At 67.3% G+C, this 15,322-nt stretch carries 12 protein-coding genes; 8 read left to right on the forward strand and 4 right to left on the reverse strand.

All coding sequences use genetic code 11. From position 1 onward, the window contains the following. Nucleotides 1-435: 435 nt before the first annotated feature. Nucleotides 436-1,356, reverse strand: coding sequence for an AraC family transcriptional regulator (locus GGR66_RS07580; protein ID WP_184447838.1), 921 nt, complete (start codon nucleotides 1,354-1,356; stop codon nucleotides 436-438). A gap of 63 nt (nucleotides 1,357-1,419) precedes the next feature. On the opposite strand from GGR66_RS07580, the gene GGR66_RS07585 reads away from it, so the two are divergent. The 5 genes from GGR66_RS07585 to GGR66_RS07605 all read left to right on the forward strand — a co-directional run bounded on the left by GGR66_RS07585 (nucleotide 1,420) and on the right by GGR66_RS07605 (nucleotide 5,589). Then, nucleotides 1,420-2,235 carry a DUF2306 domain-containing protein gene (locus GGR66_RS07585; RefSeq protein WP_221236368.1) on the forward strand — a complete coding sequence of 272 codons (816 nt, stop codon included), beginning with the start codon at nucleotides 1,420-1,422 and terminating at the stop codon, nucleotides 2,233-2,235. Between the two features lie 341 nt (nucleotides 2,236-2,576). Next, on the forward strand, nucleotides 2,577-3,140 hold the full coding sequence (locus GGR66_RS07590; protein ID WP_184447839.1) for a hypothetical protein: 564 nt from the start codon (nucleotides 2,577-2,579) through the stop codon (nucleotides 3,138-3,140). Beyond that, on the forward strand, nucleotides 3,137-3,712 hold the full coding sequence (locus tag GGR66_RS07595; protein WP_184447840.1) for a hypothetical protein: 576 nt from the start codon (nucleotides 3,137-3,139) through the stop codon (nucleotides 3,710-3,712). Before GGR66_RS07590 ends, GGR66_RS07595 begins: the two co-directional genes overlap by 4 nt. Beyond that, nucleotides 3,699-4,292, forward strand: a complete 594-nt coding sequence (locus GGR66_RS07600) for a hypothetical protein (protein ID WP_255421617.1) — start codon at nucleotides 3,699-3,701, stop codon at nucleotides 4,290-4,292. Before GGR66_RS07595 ends, GGR66_RS07600 begins: the two co-directional genes overlap by 14 nt. Further along, entirely contained in the window at nucleotides 4,285-5,589 is a 1,305-nt protein-coding gene (locus tag GGR66_RS07605) for a hypothetical protein (protein WP_184447841.1), read from the forward strand. Before GGR66_RS07600 ends, GGR66_RS07605 begins: the two co-directional genes overlap by 8 nt. A 394-nt stretch (nucleotides 5,590-5,983) precedes the next feature. Here the strand turns inward: GGR66_RS07605 and GGR66_RS07610 are convergent, their stop codons facing one another. Next, nucleotides 5,984-6,562 carry a DUF3617 domain-containing protein gene (locus tag GGR66_RS07610; RefSeq protein WP_221236302.1) on the reverse strand — a complete coding sequence of 193 codons (579 nt, stop codon included), beginning with the start codon at nucleotides 6,560-6,562 and terminating at the stop codon, nucleotides 5,984-5,986. Nucleotides 6,563-6,891: 329 nt separating this feature from the next. Here GGR66_RS07610 and GGR66_RS07615 point away from each other — a divergent pair, with 329 nt between their 5' ends. After that, a complete protein-coding gene (locus GGR66_RS07615; RefSeq protein ID WP_184447842.1) occupies nucleotides 6,892-8,079 on the forward strand; it encodes a DUF2252 family protein in 1,188 nt (395 codons plus the stop codon). A 48-nt stretch (nucleotides 8,080-8,127) separates the two neighbouring features. Here the strand turns inward: GGR66_RS07615 and GGR66_RS07620 are convergent, their stop codons facing one another. Beyond that, nucleotides 8,128-8,592 carry a GNAT family N-acetyltransferase gene (locus tag GGR66_RS07620; protein WP_184448104.1) on the reverse strand — a complete coding sequence of 155 codons (465 nt, stop codon included), beginning with the start codon at nucleotides 8,590-8,592 and terminating at the stop codon, nucleotides 8,128-8,130. 462 nt (nucleotides 8,593-9,054) lie between these two features. Between GGR66_RS07620 and GGR66_RS07625 the strand changes: the two genes are divergently transcribed. Continuing rightward, complete coding sequence (locus GGR66_RS07625; protein WP_160947835.1) at nucleotides 9,055-9,702, forward strand: response regulator; 648 nt, start codon at nucleotides 9,055-9,057, stop codon at nucleotides 9,700-9,702. 660 nt (nucleotides 9,703-10,362) lie between these two features. Here GGR66_RS07625 and GGR66_RS07630 read toward each other — a convergent pair. Further along, nucleotides 10,363-13,893 (reverse strand): Rne/Rng family ribonuclease, encoded by a 3,531-nt coding sequence (locus GGR66_RS07630; protein ID WP_184447843.1) that lies wholly within the window; start codon nucleotides 13,891-13,893, stop codon nucleotides 10,363-10,365. Between the two features lie 394 nt (nucleotides 13,894-14,287). Between GGR66_RS07630 and GGR66_RS07635 the strand changes: the two genes are divergently transcribed. Beyond that, entirely contained in the window at nucleotides 14,288-15,277 is a 990-nt protein-coding gene (locus tag GGR66_RS07635; RefSeq protein ID WP_184447844.1) for an RluA family pseudouridine synthase, read from the forward strand. Nucleotides 15,278-15,322: the final 45 nt, after the last annotated feature.

Genomic DNA, 15,322 nt, shown 5'->3' on the forward strand with positions numbered 1-15,322 from the left:
GTTCTTCTGAATCCTAGTTCGGTCGCAATGGTCAGAAGGACCTGAGGGTCATCCTGGGAAGTGGAAAACAGCTCCTCGAGCTGATCGATGGAGTTGGAAAGATAGGGACGGCTCATCCTTGACTCGGTGTGACATGGCTTCGTCTAGTCTACTCAGACACGCGGCGCTGGCGGCGACCTACATCGAGGGCCAGTGGGCGCTAGCAATGGGCCTAACCTCGGCGCTATGATCGAGGAAACACCGAAAGGAAACCTGCCAAGCAGGCTTTCTGCAACGGATTGAAGGGCTTGGGTCGGAGGTGATCCGATCCCACTCTCTCCGCCACGCTGGCGGGCAAGGCGTGATGGCATATGTGGAGCCTGAGGGCGGGCCACCTGCGTTGATCTAGCGGGGCGGGACGTCTGCAGCGTTTACGTCCTGGAGGCATCAATAAAGTCACGGCGTGGCCGGCACCGATTGCGCGCGATACTGGCTGGGCGACGCATCGAAGCTGCGCTTGAATGCAACCGTGAACGCGCTTTCAGACGAATAACCGACGGAAATGCCGATCGCGCCGACGGACAGCGTGGAGGTCAGCAGACGATGAGACGCCAGGGCCATGCGCCACCGGGTCAGATAATCCATCGGCGTCTCGCCGGTGACGCGCTCGAAATGGGCGGCGAAGCTGGAGCGCGACATGCGTGCGGCAGCAGCCAATTCTGCGACCGTCCACCGATGGCTGACGTTTGCGTGCATGGCCGTCAGGGCACGATTGAGCGCGGGCACGCCGAGCGCGGCCAGCCACCCCACCTGCTGCTGGCCTGTCTCCAGATGTGCGCGCAAGGCCTCGATCAAGAGCGCCTGCGCAAGGTGTCCAGCAAGCAGATCGCTGCCTGGCCGAGGTTCGCGCAGTTCGACGATGAGGCGTCGTACGCTGGCTTGAAGCGCCGCTTTGTGGTCTTGGGACCGAATGTGGACCACCGGCGGTACGGCTGAAAGGATGGCCGCAGCATGTTGGCCACGCAACGAAAAGAAACCTCCGATGCCTCGACACACCCCACCGCCGTTGATTTCAGCAACGTGGCCCGGCGGCACCTGTGTCAGGAATGCGATGGCGTCTTGCCACGTCACGGGGGTGCCAGCATACAGCTGCATGGCGGCTCCTCCTTCCACAAGAATCACATCCCCCGGTTCCAGGGCAATCGAAGAGCCGGCGTCCTGCATCGCGAGCCTGCATTCCCCCGAATCGATGGCAAAACAGCGGATACCCTCGGCTGGTGGAAAACGCAGTCCCCAATCGCTTCCTGCGTCCAATCCGCGAAATCCATACGAGTTGAGTTGCACGAGGCCGAGGATGTCGGAAAGCGGGTCGGTCATGTCTGGACGATAGCGACAGATGTTTCGACGATTTAGCATGGGCTCGGCTGCGCGGCAACGGTAGTGTTGCACCTGAAGGACGTGGCAGACACGCCGCGGCTTGAAGTCCGGCCGATGGCCGCATTTGTCTCCCCGGGAAGCAGCATGATGAATTCGACGTATCGGTCGCAGGCAGGCGCGACAGCGAAATCCAGGCGGTCGAGCTACGCATGGGGAGTGCTCGCTGTGTTGAGCGGCGCGGTAGCCCTGGTGTCTTATCGCTATCTGTTCGACCGAGGTCCCGTGCCGCCTGGGGTCGCAGCCAACCGGCACGTGCATCCGTGGTTGATCGTGCACGCGACCAGCGCCGCGACGGCGCTGCTCTGTGGGCCCTTCCAGTTCGTTCGCCGTCTTCGTCTGCGTCACCCAGGGTGGCATCGGGCGACCGGACGCGTTTATGTCGCGGGCTGCATGGTCGGAGGCATCTCCGCCCTGTTTCTCGCCGCCGGGATATCCACCGGGCCTGTCGCTGGCGCGGGGTTTGGTGCGCTTGGCATCGCTTGGATGGCGACAACGGCCATCGCGTTACGCAAGGTCCTGACAGGTCGTCTGGCTGAGCATCGGCAATGGATGATGCGCTCTTTCGCCTTGACCCTGTCTGCGGTGACGCTGCGTCTTTACCTGCCTTTCTCGACGTTTATCTTGGGCATCGAATTTGTCTTGGCCTATCGGGCGATTGCCTGGTTATGCTGGCTACCGAATCTTCTGGTGGCCGAGTGGCTGATTAAAGCTCCCCCCGGCCGGTCCTCGGGCGAGATGACGTCAGTTCCGATTTCAAGCGCTCAACATAGGCATCTGATGCGAGAGGGATCGGTCAATCGGCGTCGCGCAAGCCAATGATACGTTTCCCCCTTGGCGCATTGACGGGCGCGGGTCATGACGTAGTCAGAAGGCGGCGCGGCGGAAACGGCCGATACCGTGGTTAAGAGCCTCGGCGTTAATCGTAAGGTTGACGTGTTTTGCAGGTGTATGTTGTTGCGCGATAAGTGCCCCCGTCCTTCTCCTCGTCATTCGCAAGTAGGGCCTGCAAGCAGGATCTACGGTTCGGCCGGAATGCCATGTTTTCTTCATTCAGTTGCAGGTTGCATGGCGTCGCAACCCGGTGATACCGTCCGGCCGAGCTTCCAAAAGGACTCCCCGGGTTGGCGAGCAAAGCGTCTCTAGGACAGTGGCGGACACGGATGCTGGCCGGGATCGGTGGCGTTGCCGCGATCGTGGTGGGGTGGGGCATCGGGTTGTTCGAGGCCAAGGAGGTGCCGGTGCCGCCCGCGCTGCAGGCCGGGAAGGATGTTGCCGCCGGCGAGTGGTCGCTGCGCTTCGACCACGTGGAGACCAGTGACCGGCTGCCGAATGGCGAGGTGGTGTCGCGCGACGGTCGCAAGGCGATCGTGCTGTATCTGCAGGCGACCAATCGCACCACGCAGACCAGCGGCTCGGTGGTGCAGGCGGTGGCGTTGAAGACGCCGCCGCGCGGGGCCGATGCGCGGCCGACGGCGTATCTGTTGCGCGATCGCACGGCGACCACCGAATTGCAGCCGGGCCTGCCGGAGCAGGTCGCCTTGGTCTGGACCTATCCGGCGAAGGAGCACTCGGCCGCGCGTGTGCGCTTCGACGTCACCGCCAGGACCTTCAAGGCCTTCGACAATCTCTATGCGCAGCCGCTGTGGACCGATCCGCATCCGGTCGGGGTCGTGGAGTTGCCGCTTGGTGTGTCGCGTGCCGGCGCACAGGCGGGTGAACCGTGAAGCGGCTGGCCACCATCGCGATCCTGCTGCTCGGCTTCGTGCTGCTCGCCGGGATGCGCTGGACGATGCCGCGCTATGAGCGCATCACTGGTCCGATCGCGGTGTCCGGGGCGCCGGACAGTTGGGTGCAGGCGGACAATCTGGCCGTGAACGCCGGCACGCCGCAACTCGCGCACACGATCCGTTTCAAGGCGGCGGGCGCGGTGCAGCAACGCGACACCGGCGGCGTGTGGCTGGTGGTGCCGGTGCGGTCGAAGGTAGTGCGTGCGACGGCGCGCGTGTACGGCCGGGTCTGGGCGACGCCCGACGGCCGCCGCTATCGCGCCAGCGGCCGCGCCGAGATGGGCGATGCGGTGCTGTCGTCGATCAAGACGCTGCAGCCCGGCCTGGAGCGCAAGGACGTGCTCGTCTTCGAGTTGCCGTCCGCGCTCGCCAGGGCAGGCGGCACGCTGGTGCTATCGGAGGACCGCGACCCGCAACTGACGGCCGAGGCGCAGGTGCGCTATCCGCCGATCTCGGCCGGGTCTCCGATGGACGTGCTCGATCTGGATGCGCTACATGCACGTCTCTGACCGCGACATGGCTCCGGCCGTTTCCGAGCGGCGCATGCGCTGGCTCGCGCTGGCGGCATTGGTGGTGCTGGTGCCGTGCACGATGGTCGCGACCGGCTGGCGTGATGTGCGGGAGTTGCTGCATGCGCGCGAATGGCGGCCGGTGGATGTGGCAATTGCGCAGACCGTGGACTACGACGGTGCCGCCGTTCGGCTCGCGTCGGTCGACGTGCTGCCGTTCGAGGCAGGACTGCCCGCCGATCGCACGTTCGTGCGCACGCGGCTGACGCTGGTGCCGGGTGCCTCCGGTGCGCAGTGGAGCGATTGCACGCTCAAGCTGGTCGACGGCAGCGGTCGCTCCTGGTCCGCGATCGACACCGTGCCGGACCTGTTGCAGCGTGCCTTGGCCAAGCCGGGCGAACCGCTCGGCGTCGCCTGCGATGGGCTGGCCGTGTCTGCGGCCAAGCCGGGCGTGCCGTTGGCGGTCGACGGCTACTATCTGGTACCGCGTGCGGCGGCCGCGCAACTGCAACTCACCGTGAGCACGCGCGGCGGTCGCCCGCACTATCTGCGTTTCGCGCGGGAGCACGCCCATGACTGAGTTGGCGCTGCGCGGTGGGCCGCTGGGGCTGATCGGCGACACGCTGCGGCTGTGGGTCCGCTACCTGCCGCAATTGCTCGCCGTGGCGCTGGCCGGCGTGTTGCTCAACGAACTGCTGCTGCAGGCCTCGGTGTGGATCGGCTACCAGAACCGGCTCGCCGGTCTGCTGTCGCTGACGCTGGTGGTGCTGGTCAAGCTGGTGATCTTCGTGCTGCTGTTCGAAACGCTGCGCCCGGCGTTGCCGGGGATCGCAAGTGCTGCGCTGGCCGAACAGGCCGATGCGACGGCCGCAGAAGAAGAGGGCAGGGCACGCTGGCGTCGCCTGTCGGCGATCGTCTCGCAGGCGCTGGTGCCGTTCTTCGCCTACTACGCCGCCTGGGGTTTCCTCGGCGAGACGATCCGTGCCTACGGGCGCGAGGGGTTGGGGCAGTTCAATCCGTTCGATCCGACCTACCGCGGTTCATTGTTCGAGGTGTCGGGCGGCTGGTGGCTGGTGGCGTCGGTGGCGTTGCTGTGGCTGATCCGGCGCGGCGCGAAAAAACAGAAGCAGCGCAGTCCGCATCCGGCGTGGAACGTGCTGATCGTGCTGTGCGAGGCCGGCTGGACCTTCGTCGGCATGTACGTGCTCACCGAATGGAAGGGCGGGGTGTTCCGCTGGCTGGCGCATCTGCGCATCGCCGATCTCGGCCAGCAACTGTGGCAAGGCATCAGCCATCCGATCGGCGTCGCGCATGCCGCGCTGCCCGGCGCGGTGGAGCAGGCGCCGCCGGGCGTGGCGGACACGCTGGTGGTGATCTTCTTCTCGGCCTTGTTGCCGGTGGTCTGGCTGGCGCTGGCCGCGCTGATCTACCGCTACGACGTGCACAACGCCGCATTGAATGCGCCCGCCAGGTGGTCGAGCAAGGTCGACGGCACGCTCGGGCTGTGGCGGAAACTGCCGACCTGGTTGCGCGACTTCATCGGCCATTTCTGGGCGGGCACCGTCTCGCGCTATCGCGCCGCGGCCAACAGCGTGCAACTGGCCGGTGCCACCGGGTTGTCCGCGCTGGTCACCTTGATCGTGCTCTATCGCGCGTTGGACTGGGCCTCGGCCTGGGCCTGGATGGGCCTGACCCGCCTGATCGGCCCGCATCCGCAGGTGGTGTGGCAGGCGATCGCCAATCAGCTGTCGGTGGTGCTGGGTACGCCCAGCGATCCTGGCGACGGCATCCTGCCGCAGACGCTGAAGATCTGCCTGCTCGCGGCGACGCTCGAGCGTGCCTTCCTTGCCGGTCGGAGCTGGCGTGCATTGAAGTAGCCCGGAGTGTCGCGCGCCGTTTTGCAGCGGCGCGGACCTGGCGCATGTCTGGCTTCGGCGCGAATGATGGTGCGCTAGCCGGCGCATCCCAGTAGCGTCGATGCACGGTCAGGTCGGCATCGGAAGCTGGCGGCGCGTGGCTGGCACTCGCCACCGCGTGTGGCGTGGGAAACAGCATGTGGGACCAGGCTTTACTGCGCTCACGTGTCCCGTGACTGGAGCGGACGGCGGCAACGTAGGACAATGAACGCTCAGGCGGCCAGGGCCTCGCACTCGAGCGAGCGTTGTACCGTAGCCAGTAAAAAGCGCCGCGATGGCGAACCATCGCGGCGCTGCAACACAAGGCAGAAACTCAGAGCGGGTGCCTCGGAACGCCCCGAGGGAACAGGCTGACTCAGCCGGCAGCGGGCGCCTTGGTGTCGCCCGCCTTGATGTCGCCCGGCTGGCACTCGCCCAGGCGCTTGCCGTCCATCTTCATGTGCGTCTTCATCGACATGCCGCCCGGCAGGCCGGTGATCGTGGAATGCGATTCGGAGGCCATCTCGGTGGCGCTGAAGGTCCCGGTGCTGGTGCCCGCGACCTTGATGTCGCCCATCGTGCAGTGCATCTTCGCGTCGATCTTTCCGTCCTTCATAGTGAAGCTGTCGTACACGCAGTTCTTCTGCATCGGCGAGGCGCTGCCGAAGAGGCTGGCGGGATCGTTGATCTGCTCGGCGGTGAGGCACACCTTGGCGGTGCTCGGTGGGACCTTCGGCATCTGCGGCATGTTGCCGGAGCCGCCGCTGGTCTCGCTGCTCACTTGCTCGATCCGCATCTCCCATTGGCCGGGCTGCAGCTTGGCCGCCTGCACCTTGGCCACGTCGGCGACCGAGGCGTTGGACATGGCGACGTTGTCGCCGTTCTTGTCGCCGCCCTTGCTACAGGCGGCGAGCAGCACACACACAGCAACCGTTGCCGGCATGGTCAGACGCATGAACTTCTCCCTAAGTTATGTGAGGTGCGCGGAGCATAGCCGGGGGCGTGATTAAGATCACGTCGACGTCGGAGACCGCGTCCTGACCATCCAGCAGGCGTCGCGAGGGTGAGGGGCTATCGCTGAGGGCGCGCTCAGTGGCATGGAAGACAGCCGGACATATCGCGCAGTCGTTCAGCCGCCCGCATCCGGGTCCAAGCCGTACGATCCCGGCCACCGCCGAGCGCATGCCGACGTATCCGACGTGCACGGCCCATTCCATGCGGCTCTGCTAGCGTCTGCGCCGCCGCGCGTCACCCCCACGCCATCTGCTCCAGGTCCCACCTTCGATGCCCAGTCTCGCCGAACGCCCCGTCATCCTCGAACGCAAGCGCACCTTGAAGATGGCGCGCTCCGCACACGCCTACGTGCGCGGCAATACCGCCAGGTTCTACGAATGGCTGGCAGCGTCGCCGGCGGCGCGGCGTGTGCCGATGGGGCCGGCGATCTGGATCTGCGGCGACTGCCACCTCGGCAACCTGGGGCCGGTCGCCGATGGCGAGGGGCGCGTCGAGATCCAGATCCGCGATCTCGACCAGGGCGTGATCGGCAATCCCGCGCACGACCTCATCCGCCTGGGCCTGTCGCTGGCCACCGCGGCACGCGGTTCGGACCTGCCCGGCGTCACCACCGCGCGGATGATGGAGGCGATGATCGACGGTTATTGCGCGGCCATCGAGGATCCGACGCGCGATCACCCCGGTGCCGAACCCGAGACCGTGCGCAGCATCCGGCGCGAGGCCTTCGGCCGGCGCTGGCGCCACCTGGCCAAGGAGCGTCTGCAGGCGGTGGAGCCGCACATTCCGCTGGGCGAGAAGTTCTGGGCGTTGGCACCGGAAGAACGCGAGGCACTGGAGCGGCTGTTCGCCGATCCGGCGGTGGCGCAGATGGTGCTGTCGCTGAAGGGAAAGCCCAAGGACCGCGAGGTGCGTCTGGTCGATGCGGCGTACTGGATGAAGGGCTGCAGTTCGCTGGGTCTGTTGCGCTATGCGGCGATCGTCGCCTTGAAGACCGGCAAGGGCCACTGGTCCTATGCGCTGGTCGATCTGAAGGAGGCGATCGCACCGATCGCGCCGGCAGCGCCCGATGCACGGATGCCGGCGGATAACGCCGAGCGCGTGACCGCCGCGGCGCGGGCGCTGTCGCCGTACCTGGGCAGCAGGATGTTGCCGGTGCATCTGCTGGGCCGCTCGCTGTTCATTCGCGAACTCTCGCCGCGCGACCTGAAGCTGGAGGTCGACCAGTTCAATCACGTCGAGGCGATGCGCTCGGCGCGCTATCTCGCCTTCGTCGTCGGCAAGGCGCATGCGCGGCAGATGAAGCCCAAAATGCGCGCCGCGTGGCTGCACCTACTGGACGCCGACCGGCGCAAGGCGATCGACACGCCGTCGCGGCTCTGGGAGAGCGTGGTCGCGCTCGCCGGCCTTCACGAGGCCGGCTATCTCGAACATTGCCGCCGCTACGCGCTGGCCGCATGACGGCAGTTTCGTGAGGTGCGGCCGACTGGCGTCGCATCGCGATCCGCTTCAGTCGCGCGCGTTGTCCAGGTTCAACGCCATGTCCCAACGATCCAGGCCCGGGCCGTAGCCGTTCGCGACCACGCGGTCGACGCTGAAGCCGAAGCGCGCGTAGAACGCCTGGGTGTGCTGGCTGGTGTCCAGTTCGATCCGCGCCACGCCGGTGCTGCGCCGGCAGGCGTCGAGCCGGGCCTCGGTCAGCGCGCGGCCCAAGCCCTGGCGGTGCAGGCGGCGCTCGACCATCCCCCAGCCGAAGCTGGCGACACGGCCATCTGCACTCAGCGCGTGGCCGCCGCAGGCCACGATCGTGCCCGCGCGGACGATGACCAGATAATGCCAGGCACCGGTGTCGTGCTGCAGGAAGTGCTCGAAGGCGGCGCGTTCGCTGCGATCGAAGAACTGCGGGACGTTGCTGTCGAACAGCGCCATGCAGGCGGCGTGGTCCTGCGCGGCATACGGACGGATCATGTTCACCCAGTCAGTGTGCCGCAGGCGGTCGGTCAAGTCGTGGTTGTGTCGAGTGCGCGCGCCCTGCATCGGCCATTCCCGAAGTGCATGTCGGAAAATTTCGCCGGGCCTGTCCGGGATCCGCAGCGCGGTGGTGTCCGGAAGCGGGAAGGGTGAGGGTCAGATAATTCTGACGTGAGATCAGGATTGTCCTGATAACGCTTTCCCCGCCGCGGCAGCATACTGGCCTCGGCCTGACGCAGGGACCGTCGCGCGCCTTACGAGGAAAGCGCTGGCAGGTCACTCGACCCTGCGTGCCGAGCCTTGAGTAAGCTCGGCAGGGTTTTGATGACGACAACATGACGTTTCGCGAGGTGCAGATGAGCACACCGTGAAGCGTCTTCGTTTGTCTACAAATTCGTATTGCCCTGAATAATTCACGCAGATAGTCTGGATGGTGCGGTATCCGCTGCGTTGGGGTTATACGAGATGGCCATCAGGGTTTTTCTGGTCGATGATCACGCTCTTGTCCGCACGGGCATGAAGCTGATCCTGTCGAATCAAACGGATATCGAAATCGTCGGCGAAGCCGACAGCGGCGAAACCGCGCTCCCGCAGATCCGGCAGTTGAAGCCGGACATCGTCCTGTGCGATCTGCACATGCCCGGCGTCAGCGGGCTGGAAGTCACCGAGCGCATCGTCAAGGGCGACCACGGCACCAAGGTCATCATCGTCTCGGTGCTGGAAGACGGCCCGCTGCCCAAGCGCCTGCTGGAAGCCGGTGCGTCCGGCTACGTCGGCAAGGCCGGCGACGCGCAGGAATTGCTGCGCGCGGTCCGCGACGTGGCGATGGGCAAGCGCTACCTCGGCGCCAACATCGCGCAGAACCTGGCGCTGGCCAATCTGGAAGGCGGCGGTTCGCCGTTCGATGCGCTGTCGCCGCGCGAATTGGAAGTGGCCTTGCTGCTGACCCGCGGCCTGCGCCAGGAAGACATCGCCAAGCGCCTGAGCCTCAGCGCCAAGACCGTCAACACGCACAAGGCGCGGTTGTTCGAGAAGGTCGGCATCCAGGACAACATCGCCCTGGCGCGCCTGGCCACGCAATACGGCTTGCTGGATCCGACGCATCCGCTGTAATCGGCATCGCCTGTCGAAGTGACACGAGAGCGGCCTTCGGGCCGCTCTTGCGTTGTGCGGGCGCGAAGGAAGATCCGTTCGCGGTGTCGATCGACTGCAATCGCCGTCGGCCTCGCGCACGCCGCACACAGCCTCGCGACAGTAGCGGTCGCAATGGCTGAGTGCCTTCGCGTGGCAGCGCTCGACGCAGGTGTGGCGGCGAAGCAGCACGGCACTCTGTGCGGGCGCAGCGCCCATCACGGCAATCTTTGGCGAAGCGCGCGTGCGTGCTCCCAAGGAAGCGCGCGCGCATGTGTGTCGTGTCTGCAGGACACCTCCAGTCGCCTGCTTTCGCCACGGGCTATGTACGCCGCGCACCGCGTGTTCTTGTAGGAGTTGCTTCAGCCGCGACAGGCGACCGGTAATGCTCTGTCGCGGCTAATCCCGCAAAGGGGAAGAGCCGCACCTACGAGGTGATCGAGTGTCGTTGCTGCCGCAAAAGCGTGTTTTGGAGGTGACGTGAAGCTGCTGCTTCGGCGGTGCAGCGCAACTGGATCGCGCTGACTATTCGCGCATGCGGGCATATCGCCTTGAGCCGCTGCGCTGTTTGCGCTGCAGCGCGCCCATAAAAAAAGCGGCCCGAAGGCCGCTTCTTTCATGCTGCAACGGGAAAAGCGTGGATCAGCTGCGATCCTTGTGCTCGTCGCCGTCCGCCTTGTCCGCGGAATGCGGCGCATGCGCTGCGGATTGCGCGGCAGTGGCGGCGCGTTCCTTCTTCGCCGCCTCGTCTGCAGACACGACCTGCGCCTGCGCAGCCGGGGCGGCAACGGACGTTGCGGTGTCGTCGCTTGCCGGCGTGGCCGATACGCTCTCAGTCGACGCTGCGGCCGCTGCCGCACCACCGTGCGGAGCCTGCGCCGGTGCATCGGCGAAGGCGTCGAGCAGGGTGGTCTGCACCGGGACGTAAGCCGGCTTGGCCGGGGTAGCCTCTTCGGCACGCGGCTCCACGGAAGCGGTGGGCGCGGCGGTGACGGCCGGCGCTGCGCTCGGCGGAACGACGGCAGCTTCCGCCGGCGCGGTGACGCCCGCCGGATCCTCGACCTTGGTCGTGGTATCTGCGGCGTCCGGCTCCGCGACCGGCGCCTTGGCGGCGGTGGCGGTCGGTTGCTCGACGGCAGTGGTGACTGCCTGCGGTTGCTGCGTGGTCGGGGCGACGGCAGGCGTGGCGCGTTCGGCCGGTGCCGCGGCGCGGGTGACCACAGTCTCCTGTGCGACCGGCGTGGTCTCGGCGACCGGCGTCGGTGCTGCCGGTGCCGCCACCACCGTGTCGGCATGGGCAACGGCCGCATCGCTCACGCCCTGAGCCGCTGCGGCCGGCGCCGTCGGCGCGGGCGATGCGATCACGGTGTCGGCAGACGCGGACGGCTGCATCGGTGCGGTGGCTGGCGCAGGCACGGGGTCGACGGTGATCGGCGCGGGGGCCTGGGCTGCGTCGCTGGCCGGTGCCGCTGCACTGACGGCAGCCGGACGCTCACGGCGCTCGCGCTTTTCCTGCGGCTCGCGCTTTTCCTGCACGGGCGGCTTGGGCGCGGGTGCGTCGGTGGCACCGTCGTCGTCGAAGTCGAACTCCGGCTGGCTGCGGCTCGGCGCCGGCGCGCTTTCGCCGTCGCTGTCGCTGTCGCCGGCATCCAGATCGGCATCGTCCAGCCCGGCAGTATCGCCGGCGGCACCGGCTTCGCCATTGCCACGACGACGACGACGTCCACCGCGACGGCCGCGACGACGGCGGCCACCGGCGTCGCCGGTGCCGTCCTCGCCCTCGGCGCCTTCGCCGGCGGGCACGGCCTGCGCGGTTTCCGCGGCGCTTTCGCGTTCATCGATGCCGGCTGCTGCGGCGGCAGGCGCCTGTTGCACCGGTGCGGCGGCGGCTTCGACAACCACTGCCGGCTCCTGGGACGCGGCGCTCGCGCCACCGGCGACCGCAGCGGCGGCCAGGGTGGTGGCGTCCTGCATCGGCGTCACGGGTGCGGTGGCGACGGGCGCGGCCTGCTGCTTGACCACGGCCTCGTCGGCGCGCGGCTGACGCGGCGGCTTGTCGCCCTGCACGGCGGCCTGTGCCGGATCCTGCTGCGGCTTCGGCTGGCGCGGCGGGTTCTGCGGCTGCTGCTGCTTCGGCGGCTTGGGCGTTTGCGGCTGCTGTTGCGGCTTGGCCTGCTGCGCGGCCTGCTCGTTGCGCGGTGCCTTGGGCTGCTGGTTCTGCTGCGCGGCCGGCGCAGTGGCGCCATTGCCGTTGCCGGTGCGGCGTTCGTCGCGGCGCGCATTGCCGCCGTTGCCGTTGCCGCGGGCGGCATTGCCGCCCTGGCCGCCGTTGCGGCGCGCGTTGCGGTCGTTGCGATCGCCACGGTCGTTGCGGTTACGGTTGCCGTCCTGCGGGCGCTGGCGCTGTGCCGGCTCGGCGGCGGCCGGGGCGGGGGCCGGGTTGTCGCCGGCGCCGAAGATGCGCTTCAGCCAGCCGACCACGCCGGTGGCCGGCGGTGCGACCGGTGCCGGCGCGACGACCGGTGCCGGTACCGGCGCGGCCACCGGTTCCTCGGCCGGTTCGCGCACCGGGGCCGGCTGCGAGTGCTTCACGTTGGTCACCGCAGGCGCCGGAATGTTCAACTGCGCCTTGGTCAGCGCATGCACCGGCAGCTTGCGCGGGGTGCCGCGCTGGTAGCTGGGCTTGGTGCTTTCCTCGCCCAGTTCGTTCTCGCGCAGGCGGGTCACTTCGTAGTGCGGGGTGTGCATCTGCTCGTCGGCGACGATGACGATCGGCGCGTCGTGGCGCTTCTCGATCTCGCTGAGCGCGCGGCGCTTCTCGTTGAGCAGGTAGTTGGCGATCTCCACCGGGGCCTGCACCAGCACCTGTCCGGTGTTCTCCTTCATCGCGTGCTCTTCGGCGACGCGGATGATCGACAGCGACAGCGACTCGACGCTGCGCATGCGGCCGTGGCCATCGCAGCGCGGGCAGACGATCTGGCTGGACTCGCCCAGCGACGGACGCAGGCGCTGGCGGCTCATCTCCAGCAGGCCGAAGCGCGAGATACGGCCGATCTGCACCCGCGCGCGGTCGTACTTGAGCGCGTTCTGCAGGCGGTTCTCGACCTCGCGCTGGTGCTTGTTGGAGGCCATGTCGATGAAGTCGATCACCACCAGGCCGCCGAGGTCGCGCAGGCGCAACTGGCGCGCGACCTCTTCGGCCGCCTCCAGGTTGGTCTGGAACGCGGTGTCCTCGATGTCGCTGCCCTTGGTGGCGCGCGAGGAGTTGACGTCCACCGCGGTCAGCGCCTCGGTCTGGTCGACCACGATCGAGCCGCCGGACGGCAGGCGCACACTGCGCTCGTAGGCGGCCTCGATCTGCGACTCGATCTGGAAGCGATTGAACAGCGGGATGTCGTCGGTGTAGTGCTTGAGCTTGCGCAGGCTCTGCGGCATCACCTGCTGCATGAACTCCTGGGCGTCGCCGTACATCTCGGCGGTGTCGACCAGGATCTCGCCGATGTCGGCGCGCAGGTAGTCGCGCAGGGCGCGGATGATCAGCCGCGATTCCTGGTAGATCAGGAACGGCGCCGGCTTGGCCAGGGCGGCCTCGGCGATCGACTTCCACACCTGCAGCAGGTAGTCCAGGTCCCACTGCAGTTCTTCGGCATCGCGGCCGACGCCGGCGGTGCGGATGATCACGCCCATGTCGTCGGGGATGTTCAGCTTGTCCAGCGCTTCCTTCAGCGCGGCGCGGTCTTCGCCCTCGATCCGGCGCGAGACGCCGCCGGCGGTGGGCGAGTTCGGCATCAGCACCATGTAGCGGCCGGCCAGGGAGATGAACGTGGTCAGGGCAGCGCCCTTGTTGCCGCGCTCTTCCTTGTCCACCTGGACCACGACTTCCTGGCCCTCGCGCAGCAGTTCGCGGATCGTCGCCTTGTTGTGGTCGACGCCGGCCTGGAAGTAATCGCGGGAGATTTCCTTCAGCGGCAGGAAGCCGTGACGCTCGCCGCCGTATTCGACGAAGGCCGCTTCCAGCGAGGGCTCGAGCCGGGTGATGCGGCCCTTGTAGATGTTGGACTTCTTCTGTTCCTTGGACGGCTGCTCGATGTCGATGTCGTACAGGGTCTGGCCGTCCACGATGGCCACACGCAGTTCTTCTGCCTGCGTGGCGTTGATCAGCATTCGCTTCATTGTTGCGTTCCTCGCGCTGCTACCGCGCGGAACGCCATGGGGTTTCGCTTCTGGTCACGCTTCGTCGCCCATCGCGCAGGCGCGGGGTGGGCGTCTTGGGTTTCCAGCGCTACGACACCACGGCGAGCCGCGGGAGCGCTTCTTGCTTTTAGGTGGTTCAGGACCGGCGGCGACTCCAGCCAGGCTGGGCGCCGCACGGGGCATGTTCAGCGCGGACGCTTGCGGCATCCGGCGATGGCCGGGTAGGCCGGTGAGCCGCTAACATGGCCGCCCCGGGGGCGGTGGTCGCGCACTGTGCCGGAATCGTCGTAAGCCGGGCTTCTGGCCCTCAACTAACTTCCAACGAAATCAAACCCTTATCTCGCCCCCCGAGTGTAACAGAATAAACTGCCTGATGACTTCCCCCCCGATCCCTCCAAAGCCGCGCGATGTCGCGACCAGCGCGGTGCGCATTCTCAAGGTCCCGGAAGACAGGGCCGGACAGCGCGTAGACAATTTCCTGCTCGGCCAGCTCAAGGGCGCGCCGCGCAGCCTGATCTACAAGCTGATGCGCAGCGGCCAGGTCCGGGTCAACGGCGGCCGCACCAAGGCCGAGCGCAAGCTCGAGGCCGGCGACGAAGTGCGCATCCCGCCGGTGCGGCTGGCCGAGGAGGGCGAGAAGAGTGCGCCACCCGACGCCTTCATGGCCCGGTTGGAGGCGGCCATCGTCTATGAGGATGCACGGCTGCTGGCGCTGAACAAGCCGTCCGGTGTCGCCAGTCACGGCGGCAGCGGGATCAGTTTCGGCGCCATCGAGACGCTGCGTGCGTTGCGTCCCAATCAATCGCTGGAACTGGTGCACCGGCTCGACCGCGACACCTCCGGGCTGCTGATCGTGGCCAAGAAGCGCTCGGCGCTGACCGAGCTGCAGGCGCTGATGCGCGAGGACGACCGGGTCCAGGGGCGGGGCATCAGCAAGCGCTACCTGACCCTGCTGGTCGGACGCATGCCCGACGGCACCATGAGCGTGGACGCGCCGCTGCACATCGGCCTGCGCCAGGGCGGCGAGCGCCACGTGCAGGTGAATGCGGCGGGCAAGCCGTCGCTGAGCCATTTCCGGGTGCTGGAACGGCGCGGCGGGCATTCCTATTGCGAGGTGCGGATCGAGACCGGCCGCACCCACCAGATCCGCGTGCATGCGCAGCACCTGGGACATCCGGTCGCCGGCGACGACAAGTACGGCGATCCGGCGGTCAACAAGCGCCTGCGCGAGCAGATCGGGCTCAAGCGCCTGTTCCTGCATGCCGCCTCCCTGGAGTTCAGCCTGGACGAAGGCAAGACGCCTTATCTATTGAATGCGCCACTGGCCGACGAACTGGCCGAGGCGCTGAACCGCCTCGGCTGAGGCAGGCGCGCCGGGAGCGGCATCGCTGCCGCTCCCGGGTTGGGC

It is taken from the genome of Xanthomonas sp. 3498 (assembly GCF_014199795.1).
Taxonomy (GTDB): Bacteria; Pseudomonadota; Gammaproteobacteria; order Xanthomonadales; family Xanthomonadaceae; genus Xanthomonas_A; species Xanthomonas_A rydalmerensis.

Bases quoted from the DNA above. Each gene is read 5' to 3' on its own strand.
- GGR66_RS07635 (WP_184447844.1), top strand. From the start codon at position 14,288: ATGACTTCCCCCCCGATCCCTCCAAAGCCGCGCGATGTCGCGACCAGC.
- GGR66_RS07590 (WP_184447839.1), top strand. From the start codon at position 2,577: ATGCTGGCCGGGATCGGTGGCGTTGCCGCGATCGTGGTGGGGTGGGGC.
- GGR66_RS07605 (WP_184447841.1), top strand. From the start codon at position 4,285: ATGACTGAGTTGGCGCTGCGCGGTGGGCCGCTGGGGCTGATCGGCGAC.
- GGR66_RS07610 (WP_221236302.1), bottom strand. From the start codon at position 6,562: ATGCGTCTGACCATGCCGGCAACGGTTGCTGTGTGTGTGCTGCTCGCC.
- GGR66_RS07580 (WP_184447838.1), bottom strand. From the start codon at position 1,356: ATGACCGACCCGCTTTCCGACATCCTCGGCCTCGTGCAACTCAACTCG.
- GGR66_RS07630 (WP_184447843.1), bottom strand. From the start codon at position 13,893: ATGAAGCGAATGCTGATCAACGCCACGCAGGCAGAAGAACTGCGTGTG.
- GGR66_RS07625 (WP_160947835.1), top strand. From the start codon at position 9,055: ATGGCCATCAGGGTTTTTCTGGTCGATGATCACGCTCTTGTCCGCACG.
- GGR66_RS07600 (WP_255421617.1), top strand. From the start codon at position 3,699: ATGCACGTCTCTGACCGCGACATGGCTCCGGCCGTTTCCGAGCGGCGC.
- GGR66_RS07615 (WP_184447842.1), top strand. From the start codon at position 6,892: ATGCCCAGTCTCGCCGAACGCCCCGTCATCCTCGAACGCAAGCGCACC.